11 protein-coding genes and 1 tRNA gene are annotated in these 14649 nt (G+C 70.0%); 8 read left to right on the top strand and 4 right to left on the bottom strand.

Annotated elements, in window-relative coordinates:
- The first annotated feature begins 20 nt into the window (after positions 1–20).
- Positions 21–94: transfer RNA gene (locus ACFW0G_RS42380), tRNA-Gly, on the top strand.
- On the opposite strand, the gene ACFW0G_RS42375 is transcribed toward ACFW0G_RS42380, so the two are convergent.
- Positions 46–4776 carry a HAMP domain-containing protein gene (locus ACFW0G_RS42375; protein WP_378331226.1) on the bottom strand — a complete coding sequence of 1577 codons (4731 nt, stop codon included), beginning with the start codon at positions 4774–4776 and terminating at the stop codon, positions 46–48. The two genes, ACFW0G_RS42380 and ACFW0G_RS42375, sit on opposite strands and share 49 nt — an antisense overlap.
- Positions 4777–4903: 127 nt before the next feature.
- Here ACFW0G_RS42375 and ACFW0G_RS42370 point away from each other — a divergent pair, with 127 nt between their 5' ends.
- Both ACFW0G_RS42370 and ACFW0G_RS42365 read left to right on the top strand, forming a co-directional pair.
- Positions 4904–6460, top strand: coding sequence for a SpoIIE family protein phosphatase (locus ACFW0G_RS42370; protein WP_378331209.1), 1557 nt, complete (start codon positions 4904–4906; stop codon positions 6458–6460).
- Positions 6461–6567: 107 nt separating this feature from the next.
- On the top strand, positions 6568–6744 hold the full coding sequence (locus tag ACFW0G_RS42365; protein WP_378331208.1) for a hypothetical protein: 177 nt from the start codon (positions 6568–6570) through the stop codon (positions 6742–6744).
- 24 nt (positions 6745–6768) lie between these two features.
- Here ACFW0G_RS42365 and ACFW0G_RS42360 read toward each other — a convergent pair whose 3' ends face one another.
- A complete protein-coding gene (locus tag ACFW0G_RS42360; RefSeq protein ID WP_378331207.1) occupies positions 6769–8046 on the bottom strand; it encodes a protein kinase in 1278 nt (425 codons plus the stop codon).
- Positions 8047–8446: 400 nt separating this feature from the next.
- Here ACFW0G_RS42360 and ACFW0G_RS42355 point away from each other — a divergent pair, with 400 nt between their 5' ends.
- From ACFW0G_RS42355 to ACFW0G_RS42340, 4 genes are all read left to right on the top strand, one after another.
- A complete protein-coding gene (locus ACFW0G_RS42355) occupies positions 8447–8881 on the top strand; it encodes a helix-turn-helix domain-containing protein (protein WP_378331206.1) in 435 nt (144 codons plus the stop codon).
- Entirely contained in the window at positions 8878–9753 is an 876-nt protein-coding gene (locus ACFW0G_RS42350) for an alpha/beta fold hydrolase (protein ID WP_378331205.1), read from the top strand. Before ACFW0G_RS42355 ends, ACFW0G_RS42350 begins: the two co-directional genes overlap by 4 nt.
- A gap of 39 nt (positions 9754–9792) precedes the next feature.
- Complete coding sequence (locus tag ACFW0G_RS42345) at positions 9793–10887, top strand: hypothetical protein (protein WP_378331225.1); 1095 nt, start codon at positions 9793–9795, stop codon at positions 10885–10887.
- Between the two features lie 149 nt (positions 10888–11036).
- Positions 11037–11870: an SAM-dependent methyltransferase gene (locus ACFW0G_RS42340; RefSeq protein WP_378331204.1), complete on the top strand. Its 834-nt coding sequence runs from the start codon at positions 11037–11039 to the stop codon at positions 11868–11870.
- Positions 11871–11875: 5 nt separating this feature from the next.
- On the opposite strand, the gene ACFW0G_RS42335 is transcribed toward ACFW0G_RS42340, so the two are convergent.
- The gene (locus ACFW0G_RS42335) at positions 11876–12709 is read right to left on the bottom strand and encodes an aldo/keto reductase (RefSeq protein ID WP_378331203.1); all 834 of its coding nucleotides are present in this window, start codon (positions 12707–12709) and stop codon (positions 11876–11878) included.
- Between the two features lie 35 nt (positions 12710–12744).
- On the bottom strand, positions 12745–13929 hold the full coding sequence (locus ACFW0G_RS42330) for an MFS transporter (protein WP_378331202.1): 1185 nt from the start codon (positions 13927–13929) through the stop codon (positions 12745–12747).
- A gap of 151 nt (positions 13930–14080) precedes the next feature.
- Here ACFW0G_RS42330 and ACFW0G_RS42325 point away from each other — a divergent pair, with 151 nt between their 5' ends.
- Positions 14081–14530, top strand: coding sequence for a MarR family winged helix-turn-helix transcriptional regulator (locus ACFW0G_RS42325; RefSeq protein ID WP_378331201.1), 450 nt, complete (start codon positions 14081–14083; stop codon positions 14528–14530).
- The last annotated feature ends 119 nt before the right edge of the window (positions 14531–14649 follow it).

Raw genomic sequence — 14649 nt, 5'->3', positions numbered from 1 at the left:
GGGGGTGACTCCGGGGGTTCGCGGGTGTAGCTCAATGGTAGAGCCCTAGTCTTCCAAACTAGCTACGCGGGTTCGATTCCCGTCACCCGCTCCATCGGCCGGCGTCGTGTCTTGGTCATCGGGGTTCCGGTCCCGGCTGGACGCGGCGTCGGCTTCCAGTTTCGCGGCGATCAGGTCCAGCAGTTTCGTGGTGTCCACCGGTTTGGTGACGTAGTCGTCGGCGCCGGAGGCCAGGGTGCGGGCGCGGTCTTCGGCGGTGGCTTTCGCGGTGACGGCGATCACGGGCAGGTCGGCGTGGGCGGCTTCGGCGCGGATGGCGGCGATGGTCGCGTTGCCGTCGAGTTCGGGCATCATGACGTCCATCAGCACGAGAGCGGTGTCCTCGTGCCGTTCCAGCGCCCGGATGCCCGCGACGCCGGTGTCGGCGTAGATAACCTCCAGACCGGCCTGTTCGAGCACCGCCGCGAGGGCGAAGACGTTGCGCAGGTCGTCGTCGACGATGAGGATTTTCTCGCCGTGGAAGCGTTTCGGGGTCGCTTCCGGGGAGGCGACGACGACGGTGCTGGGCAGCTCCGGCAGCCGGGGGCCCTCGGACGGCGTGGCGGCGGGGGCCACCAGGTTCGCGGCGCCGACGGGCAGGTACAGCGTGAACGTGCTGCCTTCGCCGGGGACGCTGCGGACCGCGAGTTCGCCGTCGAGCAGGTCGGTGAGCTGCTGGCTGATGGACAGGCCGAGCCCGCTGCCGCCGTAGCGGCGGCTGGTGGTGCCGTCGGCCTGGCGGAACGCGTCGAAGATGATCGCGAGCTTCTCCTCGACGATGCCGATACCGGTGTCCTCGACCGCGAAGGCGATGATGCCCGGCGCGGCGCGCAGGCTCTCCTCCGTGACCTCGTCCGGATCGGCCATCCGGATGTGCAGCCGGACGCTGCCCTCGTCGGTGAACTTCGTGGCGTTGGACAGCAGGTTCCGCAGGATCTGCTGGAGCCGTTGCTCGTCGGTGTACAGGCTGCCCGGCACCGGCGGATCGATGAGCACCGCGAATTCGAGGCCCTTGTCGGCGGTGAGCGGGCGGCACAGCGATTCGACGTAGTCCACCAGTTCCGGCAGCGTGACGTCGGACGTCTGCAGGTCGAGTTTGCCCGCCTCGACCTTGGCCATGTCGAGGATGTCGTTGATCAGCTGCTGCAGGTCGCTGCCCGCGGCGTAGATCGTCTTCGCGAACTGGATCTGCTTGTCCGTCAGGTTCCCCTCGGGGTTCTCCGACAGCAGCTTCGCCAGGATCAGCGCGCTGTTGAGCGGCGTCCGCAGCTCGTGCGACATGTTCGCCATGAACTCGTTCTTGTACTGCGAGGCCGTGGTCAGCTGCCCGGCCCGTTCCTCGAGTTCCTGGCGGGCCTGCTCGATCTCGCTGTTCTTCACCTCGATGTCGCGGTTCTGCTGGGCCAGCAGGGCCGCCTTCTCCGCCAGTTCGGTGTTCGACCGGCGCAGTTCCCCTTGCTGGGCCTGCAACTGTTCGGACCGCGCCCGCAGTTCCTGCGCCAGGCGCTGGGATTCGGTCAGCAGCGCCTCGGTCCGCGAGTTCGACAGGATGGTGTTCACGTTGACGCCGATGGTGTGCCGCAGCTGCTCCAGCAGGTCCTGGTGGACTCCGCTGAACTCGTTGACCGAGGCCAGTTCGAGCACCCCGAGCACCTCGCCCTGGAACAGCACGGGCAGCACGATGACGTTGACCGGCGACGACGAGCCGAGCCCGGAGGAGACCAGCGCATACTCCGGCGGGGCCGTGCGCACGAGGATGGTCCGGCGGTCGACGGCGGCCTGTCCGATGAGCGATTCGCCCAGCGCGAACCGCAGCCCGGCCCGCGACTGCGCGAGCCCGTAGGCGGCGATGCACTCGAACACGGTCCCGTGCGGTTCGTCCTCGCGGGCCAGGAAGAACGCGCCCTGCTGCGCGCTCACCAGCGGCGCCAGCTCGGAGAGGATCAGCGCGGACACCGACGCCAGGTCCCGGTGCCCCTGCATGCGCCCGGACAGCCGGGCGAGGTTGGTCTTGAGCCAGTCCTGCTCGCGGTTGGTCCGGGTGGTCTCCTCCAGGTTCGCGATCATCTGGTTGATGTTGTCCTTGAGCTCGGCCACCTCCCCGGACGCGTCGACGGTGATGTGCCGGGTCAGATCGCCCGCGGTCACCGCGGTCGCCACCACGGCGATCGCGCGCACCTGGGTGGTCAGGTTCCCGGCGAGCTGGTTGACGCTCTCGGTGAGTTTCTGCCAGGTCCCGGACACGCCGTCGACCTCGGCCTGGCCGCCGAGCTTCCCTTCGGTGCCGACCTCCTTCGCGACCCGGGTCACCTCGGAGGCGAACGCGGAGAGCTGGTCGACCATCGTGTTCATCGTGGTCTTGAGTTCGAGGATCTCGCCGCGCGCGTCGACGTCGATCTTCTTCGTCAGATCGCCGTTGGCCACCGCGGTGGTCACCATCGAGATGTTGCGCACCTGGCTGGTCAGGTTGTGCGCCATGAAGTTGACCTTTTCGGTCAGGTCCTTCCAGGTCCCGGCGACGTTCGGCACACGAGCCTGCCCGCCCAGTATCCCTTCCGTACCAACCTCTCGCGCGACACGGGTGACTTCGTCGGCGAACGCGCGCAGCGTCTCGACCATGCCGTTGATCACCTCGGCGAGCGCGGCGACCTCGCCCTGCGCGTCGATGGAGATCTTCTTGCGCAGGTCTCCGTTCGCGACCGCGGTCGCCACGGTGGCGATGCTCCGCACCTGCTCGGTGAGGTTGCCCGCCATGACGTTGACGTTGTCGGTGAGGTCCTTCCACGTCCCGGCGACGCCGCGGACGGTGGCCTGGCCGCCGAGTTTTCCTTCCGTGCCCACTTCCCGTGCGACGCGGGTGACCTCGTCGGCGAACGCGGAAAGCTGGTCCACCATGATGTTCACGGTGTTCTTGAGCTCGAGGATTTCGCCGCGCGCGTCGACGGTGATCTTCTGGGTCAGGTCGCCCTTCGCCACCGCGGTGGTCACCTGGGAGATGTTCCGCACCTGATCGGTCAGGTTGTTGGCCATGAAGTTGACCTTCTCGGTGAGGTCCTTCCACGTCCCCGCGACACCGGGAACCTGGGCCTGACCGCCGAGTTTTCCTTCGGTACCAACCTCTCGCGCGACGCGGGTGACCTCGTCGCCGAACGCCGAGAGCTGATCCACCATCGTGTTGAGGGTGTTCTTGAGTTCGAGGATTTCGCCCTTGGCGTCGACCGCGATCTTCTGCGACAGATCGCCCCTCGCCACCGCGGTTGCCACCTGGGAGATGTTGCGGACCTGCGCGGTGAGGTTGTTGGCCATGAAGTTCACCGAGCCGGTGAGGTCCCGCCAGGTGCCCGCGACGCCGGGCACCGTGGCCTGGCCGCCGAGGATGCCGTCGGTACCGACCTCTCGGGCGACGCGGGTGACTTCGTCGGCGAACGCGGAAAGCTGGTCGACCATCGTGTTGACGGTCGTCTTGAGTTCGAGGATTTCGCCGCGCGCGTCGACGGTGATCTTCTGGGTCAGGTCGCCCTTCGCGACCGCGGTCGTCACCTGGGCGATGTTGCGGACCTGCGCGGTGAGGTTGTCCGCCATCTGGTTCACCGAGTCGGTCAGGCCGCGCCACGTCCCGGCCGCGCCGGGCACCTCGGCCTGGCCGCCCAGCCGTCCGTCGCTGCCGACCTCGCGGGCGACGCGGGTGACCTCGTCGGCGAACGCGGAAAGCTGATCCACCATGGTGTTGAGGGTGTTCTTCAGCTGCAGTATCTCGCCGCGGGCGTCGACGTCGATCTTCTTCGTCAGGTCACCGGTCGCGACCGCGGTCGCGACCTGGGAGATGCTGCGCACCTGATCGGTCAGGTTGTCCGCCATCAGGTTGACCGAGTCGGTGAGGTCGCGCCACGTCCCGGCGACGCCGGGAACCTTGGCCTGGCCGCCGAGACGGCCCTCGCTGCCGACTTCGCGCGAGACACGCGTCACCTCGTCCGCGAACGCGGAGAGCTGGTCGACCATCGTGTTGATGGTGTTCTTGAGTTCGAGGATCTCGCCGCGCGCGTCGACATTGATCTTCTGGGTCAGGTCGCCACGCGCGACCGCGGTCGTGACTTGTGCGATGTTCCGCACTTGCTGAGTCAGGTTGTCGGCCATGAAGTTGACCGAGTCGGTGAGATCGCGCCAGGTCCCGGTGACGCCGGGCACCTCCGCCTGCCCGCCGAGCCTGCCCTCGCCGGACATCTCCCGTGAGACGCGGATCACCTCGGCCGCGAACCGCGACAGCTGGGCGATCAGGCGGTTCACCGTTTTCGCCAGCTCGGCGTACTCGCCCTGCAGCGGACGACCGTCTATCTGCGTCGCCATCGGCTGCGACAGATCGCCTTCGGCGACCGCGCCGAGCACGCGGGTCATCTCGAACGCGGGCCTGCTCAGATCCTCTATGAGCTCGTTGACGACGTCGGCCGCGGTGCCCCAGCCGCCTGGCCCGACCTCGCCCTCCAGCCGCGCGGTGAGCCTGCCTTCCTGGCCGACCGCGGTCCGCACCCGGAGCAGCTCGGTGACCAGCTGCTGGTTCCGCTCGGCGATGACGTTGAACGCGGCCGCCAGCTGGGCCGCGATCCCGTCACCGTGCGCGACCAGACGGCGACGGAAATTTCCCTCCCCGAGATCCCGTACCGCCGCCAGGAGGCGCTCGAGCGCCGCCAGATCACCGCTGGTCACACCGGCGATCTCCAGACGCTGGGATTCCCTTGTCATCGATGCCGACCCTCTCCGCCACGCATGTGCAAGCCACGGTCGTCGACCCAGCGTGCCACGATTCGCCCTACACTTCGAGCCAGTCCACCCGCTCACGCTGTGCGATCCGGAAGCAGGAGGTTCGTGCATGGTGTCACGACCCGCTCCGGCTTCGGCGGCGTTCCCGCCAGGAATCGCCGAAGGCGGGCTGCCCGCCGAGGGCGCGTTCTGGCGTGCCGCGCTCGAAGACGTCCGCGACGCCGTCTTCCTGCAGGACGGCGCGGGCGCGGTGCGCTGGGCGAATCCGGCGGCGCGCGAACTCGCCGGCGAGGACAAGGAACCCGTGCTCGTGGCGAGGACGGAGACGACGGGGCACATCGACTGCCGCGGCCGCCGGTTCCCCGCCAAGGTCCGGGCGCTGCCGGGCGGCTGGCACGCGTGGACCGTGGCCGCCGAGAGCGCCGGGCCGCGCCGGGTCGAGGACTTCCTCGCCGAGGCGGCACCCCGGCTCGCGGCGGCCAGGGGGCGGCACGGCACGGCGCGGGTGATCGCCGAGCTCGCCGCGTCCGCGCTCGGCGAGAGCGTGTTCGTGCTGCTGCCCACGACGCGCGGCCGCTGGGAGTGGTGGAGTTGCGACCGGCTGGCCAATCACGGGCACGGCCGGATCCGGCGGGTGCCCGCGGAACTCGCGCCGGTACTGGCCGAAACCTTCGGCGCGATCGGCGAACCGGAAGCCAAACCGGTGCCCGCGGCCGAGGTGGAGACGTTGCCACCGGTCGTGGCGGACCGGCTCGCCGGCCACGCCGATGTGTCGGTGGTCTCACTCGGCCCGTCCGTGACCGCGGGCGTGACCGGCGCGGTACTGCTCGGCAGGCGCGCGGATCCGGTGTTCGGCCGCGCGCAGCACCGCGCGATCGCCGAGTTCGCCAGGGCGGCCGGGACGGCGCTGGCCAACGCCCAGCGCTACGCCCGTCAGGAGGAAGCCACCCGCGGCCTCGAAACGACCCTGCGCCCGCAGGAGCTGCCCGCGTTCGACTGCGCCCGGTTCGAGGTCTGGTACCAGCCCTCCGGCGGTGTGCTCGGTGTCGGCGGCGACTTCTACGACGTGCTCGCGCAGGACGACGGCAGTGCGTTCCTCGTGCTGGGCGACATCTGCGGCAAGGGCGCCGAAGCGGCGGCGCTGACCGGGCGGGTGCGCCAGTCGCTGGCCGCGCTGCAGCTCGTCGAGCACGACGGGCGGACGTTGTTGCGGCTGCTCAACGAACTCCTCATCGCGGGTGGCAGCAACCGGTTCGCCACCCTGGTGCTGGGATCGATGACGCCTGCCGACGGCGGGCTGACGCTCACGCTGGCTTCGGGCGGTCACCCCGCGCCGCTCGTGCTGCGCAGGGACGGGGTCATCGAGGAGATCAGCGTGCCGGGCACCCTGGTCGGGATCTCCTCACAGGCGCAGTTCGCCGAGGCGGTGACCGATCTGGCCGAGGGCGACATCTGCCTGCTGTACACCGACGGCATCACCGAGGCCCGCAACCGCGACGATCCGTCGAAGATGTTCGGTGAGCAGCGGCTGCGGGCCGTGCTCGCCGACTGCGCCGGGCAGCCGGCGGCCGAGGTCATGGCGCGGCTGCGGCAGGACGTGCTGGACTGGCTCGGCAGCTCCGGCCACGACGACATCGCGGTGCTCGCCGTCGAGTGCGTGGCCTGACCTCCGTCCGAAATGGACACGCGCGGGTAATCCGGTGGCGTGTCCGGCTTCGCAGGGGGACCCTGGAGGGGTACCGACCGGAGCCGTGCCGCGAAGGAGGTGACGTGATGACCGTGCATGCCAGGCGCTACGGCCGATGGTGCCGTGAGCACTTCGGCGAGCCAGCCCGCCCCGGCGCGGAAGCCGGTCCCGCACCCGCCGACGGTGCGGCCGGGCCCGAGGCGGACGCCGAGGATCCGGGGCAGCAGCCGCGGAAGACGGAGCGCACCGCCCGGGAATCCTGATCGGACGTCCCTTGTGGACGGTGGCTAGTCCTCCTCGGCGTGGTTGCCCTTGCCGTTGCCCTTGCCGTTCCCGTTGTTGCCGTTGCCGTTGCCATTCCCGTTTCCGTCGGTGCTGGGGACGGTCTGCGCGGGCGGGGTCTTCGGTGGTGCCTGCACGGTCACCGGTACCTGGCCGGTGACGGTGACCGTCGGCGGCGCGGGCGTGGGCGCTGCCTCGGTGGCCGTCCGATCGACCGGGTCCGTCGCGCCCCTGCCGGGTGTCACGGTGACCGTCGGCGCCGCGTTGCCCGACGTGGGCGCGGCCGCCGCGGGCGAACGTGGCGGGACGGTGGGACGGTCGGCGGGCGTCGTCGGCGAGCCGAGCAGGCTCACCAGTCCCGCGAGCACCAGTGCCGTCGGCGCCGCGACCGCGAGGAAGCGGAGGTAGTGGTGGCGACGTGGCGGGTCGAGGTCGCGGCCTTCTCGGAGCGCGAGGGCGACGTCCGCGGCGGTGGGGCGCTCGTCGGGGTGCGAGGCGGTCATCGCGCGCAGCGTTCCGGCCAGTGCCTTGGGCAGGCCGTCCGGGATCCGCGGGCGCCGGTGCAGGCGGGTGATCGCGGCCTCGGCCGGGGTGCCGGGATACTCCCGTTCGCCGGTCAGGCATTCGAGCAGCACGAGGCCGAGCGCGTAGACGTCGGCCGGCGCCTGCGGGCGCTCCCCGAGCACCTGTTCCGGCGCGAGATAGGCGGCCGTGCCGACCACCGCGCCGGGCTCGGTGACCCGGGTGGCGTCGATGAGCCGGGCGACCCCGAAGTCGGCGATCAGCGGGCGGTCGTCGGCGAGCAGGATGTTGGCGGGCTTGAGATCGCGATGCGTGACACCGTGCGCGTGGACGTGCGCGAGTGCGTCGGCGAGGTCCCCGCCGAGCTGCGTCAGCATCGACGGCGGCAACGGCCCGCCCCGGAGCCGCTCGGCGAGATTGGGCCCGTCGACGAAGCGCATCGCGAGGTACGCGCGGCCGTCGCTGACGCCGGCGTCGTACAGGCTGACGAGGCCGGGATGCCGCATCGCGCTGAGCGCCTGGACCTCCTGGCTGCGCCGGTAACTGCTCACGGCGACCGTGCCGGGATGGAAGAGCTTGACCGCGACCGTCCGGTCGAGCAGCCAGTCCTGCGCGCGGTACACCTTCGCGGTGGCGCCCTCGCCGAGCTGCCGTCCGAGTGCGTAGCGCTCGGCGAACAGGGCGGGCGGTGGCGGCTCGAACGGATCGAGCGCGAACTTGGCCACCGTGCTGTCCGCGTCCTGCTCGTCCGCAACGGCCATCGGTGGCACCTCCCGTCTTCGCCGGGTGCGGGGAACTACCCCCGCGCCGAGGCGGTGAAACTTATCGGTTCGCCGGGGAACGGTTTCCTCCACTATCCCGGTTTCCCGCTGTGCCGTTAGCGCCGCTTCCCGGCTGGGCGCCCGGATCGCGCGGCTCGACGCGACGCTGTGTCCGTCGACGGCGCGAAGTCGCTGGTCCCGGCCTTGAGTCTCAGCGTGCCCCGGCTGTGCGGTGGTCATGCGCCCCAATGTGGCGTTCGGTGCGTCCAACGCACCCAATGCCACATTGGGGCGCTCGTCCCGCCGGTACCCAGGCCGCGGTGTCGCATATTCCGTAAAATACCTGAATAGACCAGAAGTGTGACATGATAGAGTAGTTTTAGGAATGTAGGGGAGGGTAATGACACAGGAGCTGTTCTCGGTCGAGCAGGTCGCCGCGAGGCTGGGGCTGCATGTGCGCACGGTGCGCAACTACGTGCGGGACGGCCGGCTGAAGGCGGTCCGCATCGGCAAGCAGTACCGCGTCGCCGCCGCGGATCTCGCCGCGTTCACCGGCCTGCCGGAGGAGGCGGGGAAGCGGGAAGAACCGGCGCGACGGCACGTCGAGGTGTCGAGCATCGTCCAGATCGAGGGACTCGGCGAGGACGAGGCGAGCCGCGTGGCCACCCACGTCGTCGGGTCCGCGCAGGGACATCGGGGCGGTGATCGGAGCCTGCGCGTCGAGACGAGCTACGACAAGGAGCGAGCGAGGATGAAGATCATCGTGCTCGGCGACCCCGCGACCACGGCCGACGTGCTGAGCGTCGTCGCCATGCTGGCCGAGGGGACGCCGTGACCGCGTCCGCGATCTACAAGTCGGCCGAGGGCGGCGCGCGGATCCGGGACCAGTACGAGGCGTTGCTGGACCGCTGGCCGGTCGAGGCCGAGCGCCGGACGGTGCCGACGCGGCTCGGCGAGACGTTCGTCGTCGTGTCCGGTCCCGCGGACGGCCCGCCGGTGCTGGCATTGCAGGGATCCGGCGGGAACACCGCGATGTGGCTGCCTTCGATCGCCGGCCTCGCGGCGCGGCTGCGGGTGTACGCGGTCGACGTCCCCGGCGAGCCGGGGCTGAGCGCGGTGGCCAGGCCGCGGCTCGGCAGCGAGGCCTACGCCGAGTGGCTCGATGACGTCCTCGACGAGCTGGGCCTGCCGAGGGCGACGTTCCTGGGCGCCTCGCTGGGCGGCTGGTGGTCGCTGGACTACGCGGTGCGCCGCCCCGAGCGGGTCGCCGGGGTGGCGCTGCTGAATCCCAGCGGCGTCGGCGCGCGGAACACCGCGCTGCTGCTGAAGTTCGTGCTGTTGCGGCTGTTCGGGGAGCGCGGCCTGCGCAAGGCGATGACGCTCGCCGCGGGCGAGCTGCCGAAGGGGCCGCCCACCGCGGACGAGGTCGCGCTCGTGGAGTTCATGCTGGGCACGTTCAAGCACTACAAGCCCCGGATGGAGCCGATCCCGACGTTCACCGACGAGCAGTTGCGAAGCCTGGTCATGCCGGTTCTCGCGGTGCTCGGCGCGCGGGACGGCATGATCGACCAGCGCGAGACCGCGGCGCGACTGCGTGCGGCACTACCGGACGCCGACGTGCGCCTGCTGGAGGACGCCGGGCATTTCCTGCCGGGAATGGTCGAAGCGGTCGTGAATTTCGCCGACACGCCGCGCGCGACACGCTGAAGCGCGCAACCTCGGGTCGTATGGGACGTCCCGGTGGCCATGACGTGGAACCGCGCCGCCTTCGTGTTGCCCGCCATTCTCGCCGTCCTCCTGCCGATACCAGCCGCAAGCGCGGAATCCGCCGTACCGCAAGGATTCGAACCCGCCTCGACGAGCTGGCTCGACGAACGCGACGGATACGTTCTCGGTTACGCGCCGTGCGCGCGGCCTCAGCGGTGTGCGGCCCTGCTGGGCACCACCGACGGCGGAACACACTGGCAGCGTTTCGGCGCGCCGTCGATCTCCTTGCCGGACAACCACAATCACGTCCAGCTGAGCTATGTGGGTGAGGGGCGCGCGTACGTCTCCGACGGAAACCGGGTCGAAGCCACCCGCGACGGCGGCCGGACCTGGTCCGGCGTCGTTCTCGCCGACGCCGGGAAACCCTTCTATCTCGGCAAGATCGCCGAAACGCGCGGCCGGATGTTCGCGCTGCTCAGCACCTACGGGGAGATCGGTAGCACGCGGCTCTACTCCGGCACCGCGGGTTCGCCGACGCTTGCGCCGGTGCCGGGTTTCGCGGTGACGGGCGGCCTCACCTACGGCGACCTCGCGATCGGTGGTGGCGTGCAAGTCGTCCTGGGCGCCGACTACGGCGTGGAGCGGTATTGGACGTCAGTCGACGGCGACGGCCTCGCGGCCGCGTCACCGCCGTGTCCCGCCGGGGCGACGGCGTCGCTCGCGAGCGTGCGTGAGGAGCAGGTAATCGCGTTGTGTAGTGGAAGCGCCGGCTCGCCGCGGCCGGGTTCGATGACGCGCGGAATCCGGCGCGCCCCGCGGCTGGGCGGAACGTTCACCGGAACGGCCCAGGGGCCGGAGGTCGGCATCCATCAGGGTTTCAGCGCCGCGACGGCGAAGTCCGCGACGGTCGCGGCGGTCGGCGGCGGCACCGATTTCCTGCACAGCACGGAGGATGGTGGCGAAACCTGGCACACCACGGTGCTCGGTGACCGGGGCACGGGGCTGGCGGATCTGGACTTTCCCGGCGAACACACCGGAATCGTCGTCGCCGGCGTGCCCGGCGAGCCGGGCGGATCCGCGGTGTACCGGACCACGGACGGCGGCCGGGTCTGGCGCGAAATCCCGTTCCACTAAGCCGGAACGGCGATTCCCGTGGAACGCGAATTCCGCACCGGGCCGTTCAACCGCCGCCGCTGGTGTCGTAACCTGGGCGCTGTCCGTTGCGGACACGGTGAGTGGCCCGGGGCAGGGGCGGTCACCGTCGCAGGGTGGGAGTGAGCGCGATGACGCCTGGGCGAGTCGGCGAGACCGACCGTTGTGCCCCGCTCGATTTCGGCAAGGCGAGTTTGGCGCGGCTTTCCGACGCGCTGCTCGGCGGGCACGACCACTACGAAGTCGACCGCGAGGCGATGCGCCGCCTGCTGGCGATCGCGCCGGGCGCGCGGGCGATGGCGAAGGAACACCGGGACTGGCTCGTCCGGGTGGTCCGTTTCCTCGCGTCGAAACGCGGGGTCGACCAGTTCCTCGACCTCGGGTCCGGGATGCCGACCGCGGAGAACACCCATCAGGTGGCGCAGCGGTACAACCCGGAGGCCAAGGTCGTCTACGTCGACAACGACCCGCTCGTCCAAGTGCACGGCCGCGTGGTGCTGGAGGAGAACGACCTGACGCACGTCAGCGGCGCGGACCTCACCCTGCCCGAGGAGACGTTGTGGGATCCGGTGGTGACCACCCATCTGGACTTCGCCGAGCCGATCGCGCTCATCCTGTGTTCGATCGTCCACCACATCGACGACTTCGAACGGGCGAGCCGCATCGTCCGCACCTATGTCGACGCGCTGGCTCCCGGCTCGTATTTGCTGCTGACACACCATTTCGACCCGGCGGAGAACTCGGCGCGGCAGGAACTGGCCCGGTTGCTGGAGAACACCTTCCAGGGCACCGGGCTGGGCAGCGTGCACCGGACGCGGGAACAGATCGAGTCGTTCTTCGCCGGTCTCGAACTGCTCCCGCCCGGATTGTGTCATTTGCACGAATGGTGGCCGGACGGCCCGCGCCTGGCCCCGCTGAGCGAGCTGAACTTCCTCACCCTCGGCGGGGTCGCGCGCAAGCCGTGATCGCCTCAGGCGGCGTTCATGGTGTCCGGGTCCGGCCCCGTCCGCAATCCACGCTCCAAAGTGGACAGTTCGGCGACGTCCTCGTCGGCCAGTGTGAACCCGAAGAGGTCGAAGTTCTCGGCGATCCGTGAAGGCGTCACGGATTTCGGGATCACGATGTTGCCGAGGTGCAGATGCCAGCGCAGCACGATCTGTGCCGGCGTGCGCTGGTACTTCTGCGCCAGCGCCTGCACCGCGGACTCGCCGAGGAGGTCGCCACCCTTCGCGAGCGGGCTCCACGCCTCGGTGGCGATCCCGTGCTTCGCGTCGAATTCCCGCAGCCGGGCCTGCTGCAGATAGGGGTGCAGCTCGATCTGGTTCACCGCGGGCACCACGGCACTGGCGTCGATGAGCCGCTCGAGGTGCGCGGGCTGGAAGTTCGACACCCCGATCGCGCGGACCCTGCCGTCGGCGTAGAGCTTCTCGAACGCCTTCCAGGTGTCGAGGTAGCGGTCACGCTCCGGGGTCGGCCAGTGGATCAGGTACAGGTCGAGCCGGTCGAGGCCGAGCTTCGCCAGGCTCTCGTCGAACGCCTTGAGCGTCGTGTCGTAGCCCTGGTCTGCGTTCCACAACTTGGTGGTGATGAACAGCTCGTCGCGGGCGATGCCCGATTCGGTGATGGCCTGGCCGACGCCGGCCTCGTTGCCGTAGATCGCCGCGGTGTCGATGCTGCGGTATCCGGCGTCGAGCGCGGCCTTCACCGCGGCGGTGGTTTCCGCGTCCGGCACCTGGAACACGCCGAAGCCGAGCTGCGGCATCTCCACGCCGTTGTTGAGTTTGACGGTAGGCACGCTGGTCAACGGTTTCTTCTTTCCTTTGCTGGGATTTTCAGGGTTCAGCGGGCGAGGACCGCGTCCGGCGTTTCGACGGTAACCGAGCGTTTGCGGTCCAGCATCCCGGAGGCGAGGGCGACCACCAGACCGGACGCGGCGAGCGCCGCGCCGATCCAGTTGCCCGAGGTGTAGCCGAGGCCACGTTCGATGGCGAGCCCGCTCAGCCACGAGCCGATCGCGTTGCCGAGGTTGAACGCCGCGATGTTCGCGGCCGACGCGAGCGCCGGCGCACCCTCGGCCTTTGCCATCACGCGCGCCTGCAGCGGCGGGACGGTGGCGAACCCGGCGGCGCCGAACACCGCGATCGTGATCGCGGCCGGGATCCGGGCGTGCGCGGTGAAGACGAACACCGCCAGCACCACGGCGAGCAGCGCGAGGATGACGTAGAGACTCGGCATGAGCCTGCGGTCCGCCAGCTTGCCGCCGATGAGATTGCCGACGAACAGGCCGCCGCCGAACAGCACGAGCAGCCAGGTGACGGCGCCGGGGGAGAAGCCCGCGACGTCGGTCATCATCGGTGCGATGTAGGAGAACGAGGCGAACACCCCGGAGAAACCGAGCACGGTCATCACCAGCGCCAGCCAGACCTGCGGACGGCGGAACGCGGCGAGTTCCCGGCGCAGCCCCGCGTTCGCCTCGGGCTCCTGATGCGGTACGAGCGCGATGATCCCGAGCGCGCCGGCCACGCCGAGCGCGCTGACCACCCAGAACGTCGACCGCCAGCCGAAGGCCTGGCCGAGCGCGGTGCCCGCCGGCACGCCGAGCACGTTGGCGATGGTCAGCCCGGCGAACATCATCGCGATCGCGCTGGCCTGTTTGGCGGGCGCGACGAGCGAGGCGGCGACGACCGAGCCGACGCCGAAGAACGCGCCGTGCGAGAGCGCGGCGACGATGCGCCCGGTCATCAGCAGCCCGTACGACGGGGCGAGTGCCGAGAGCAGGTTGCCCGCGATGAACAGTCCCATCAGGGCGATCAGGACGGTCTTGCGCGGGATCCGGGCGGCCAGCGCGGTCAGGATGGGGGCGCCGACGACGACGCCGAGCGCGTACCCGGAGATGAGCAGGCCTGCGGACGGGATCGAAACGCCGAAGTCGCCCGCGACCTCGGGCAGCAGGCCCATGATCACGAACTCGGTGGTGCCGATACCGAAGGCGCTGATCGCCAGTGCGAGCAGAGCGGCGGGCATGGACTTCCTTCTTCCAGGAGTAGAGTGGTGGCCAGCGTGAGCAACTACGAGCGTCAGAAATAGTTGCACACGCTGGTTATTGCACGAGGTTGATAATGCCTCGTGCAAGGATGCTGCCGCAAGCCGGGAGCGGGTTCGGGAGAGGTGAAACGTGTCACTGGCCGATGACGCCGTCGAAGCTCGTGCGCAGGGCTGGCGCACGCTCGCCGCGCTGCACGCGCGGATCGAGGACAAGCTCCAGCGCGCGCTGGAGCGGGAACACGAACTTTCGGTGAGCGAGTACAGCGTGCTCGACTCGCTGGGCCGCCAGGACGGCTATCACCTGCGGATGAACCAGCTGGCCAACGCCGTGGTGCTGAGCCAGTCGGCGACGACGCGGCTCGTCGGACGGCTGGAGGACCGCAACCTGCTGCAGCGTTACCTCTGCCCGGACGATCGGCGCGGCATCTACACTGAGGTCACCCCGGCCGGTCGTGAACTGCTCGCCGCGGCGCGGCCGACCCACGACGCCGCGCTGGCCGAGGCGCTCGACGAGGCGGAGGAGCTGCCGGAACTGGCGCCTTTGGTCGCCGCTCTCGGCAGCCTCACCTTCGCTCCCTGAAGCTGCCCTTGTCGCGGCCGTTGCTCACCCCGTGCCCGGCCGCCGGCACGACCGGCCCGCTCGCGCCGCACAGCTGCCGTCAAGGCCACCTTACGGGCGTCAGACGCCCGTAAGGTGGC

The sequence above is a fragment of the Amycolatopsis sp. NPDC058986 genome (assembly GCF_042741125.1).
Taxonomy (GTDB): Bacteria; Actinomycetota; Actinomycetes; order Mycobacteriales; family Pseudonocardiaceae; genus Amycolatopsis.
This window is presented reverse-complemented; position numbering and strand designations above follow the sequence as displayed.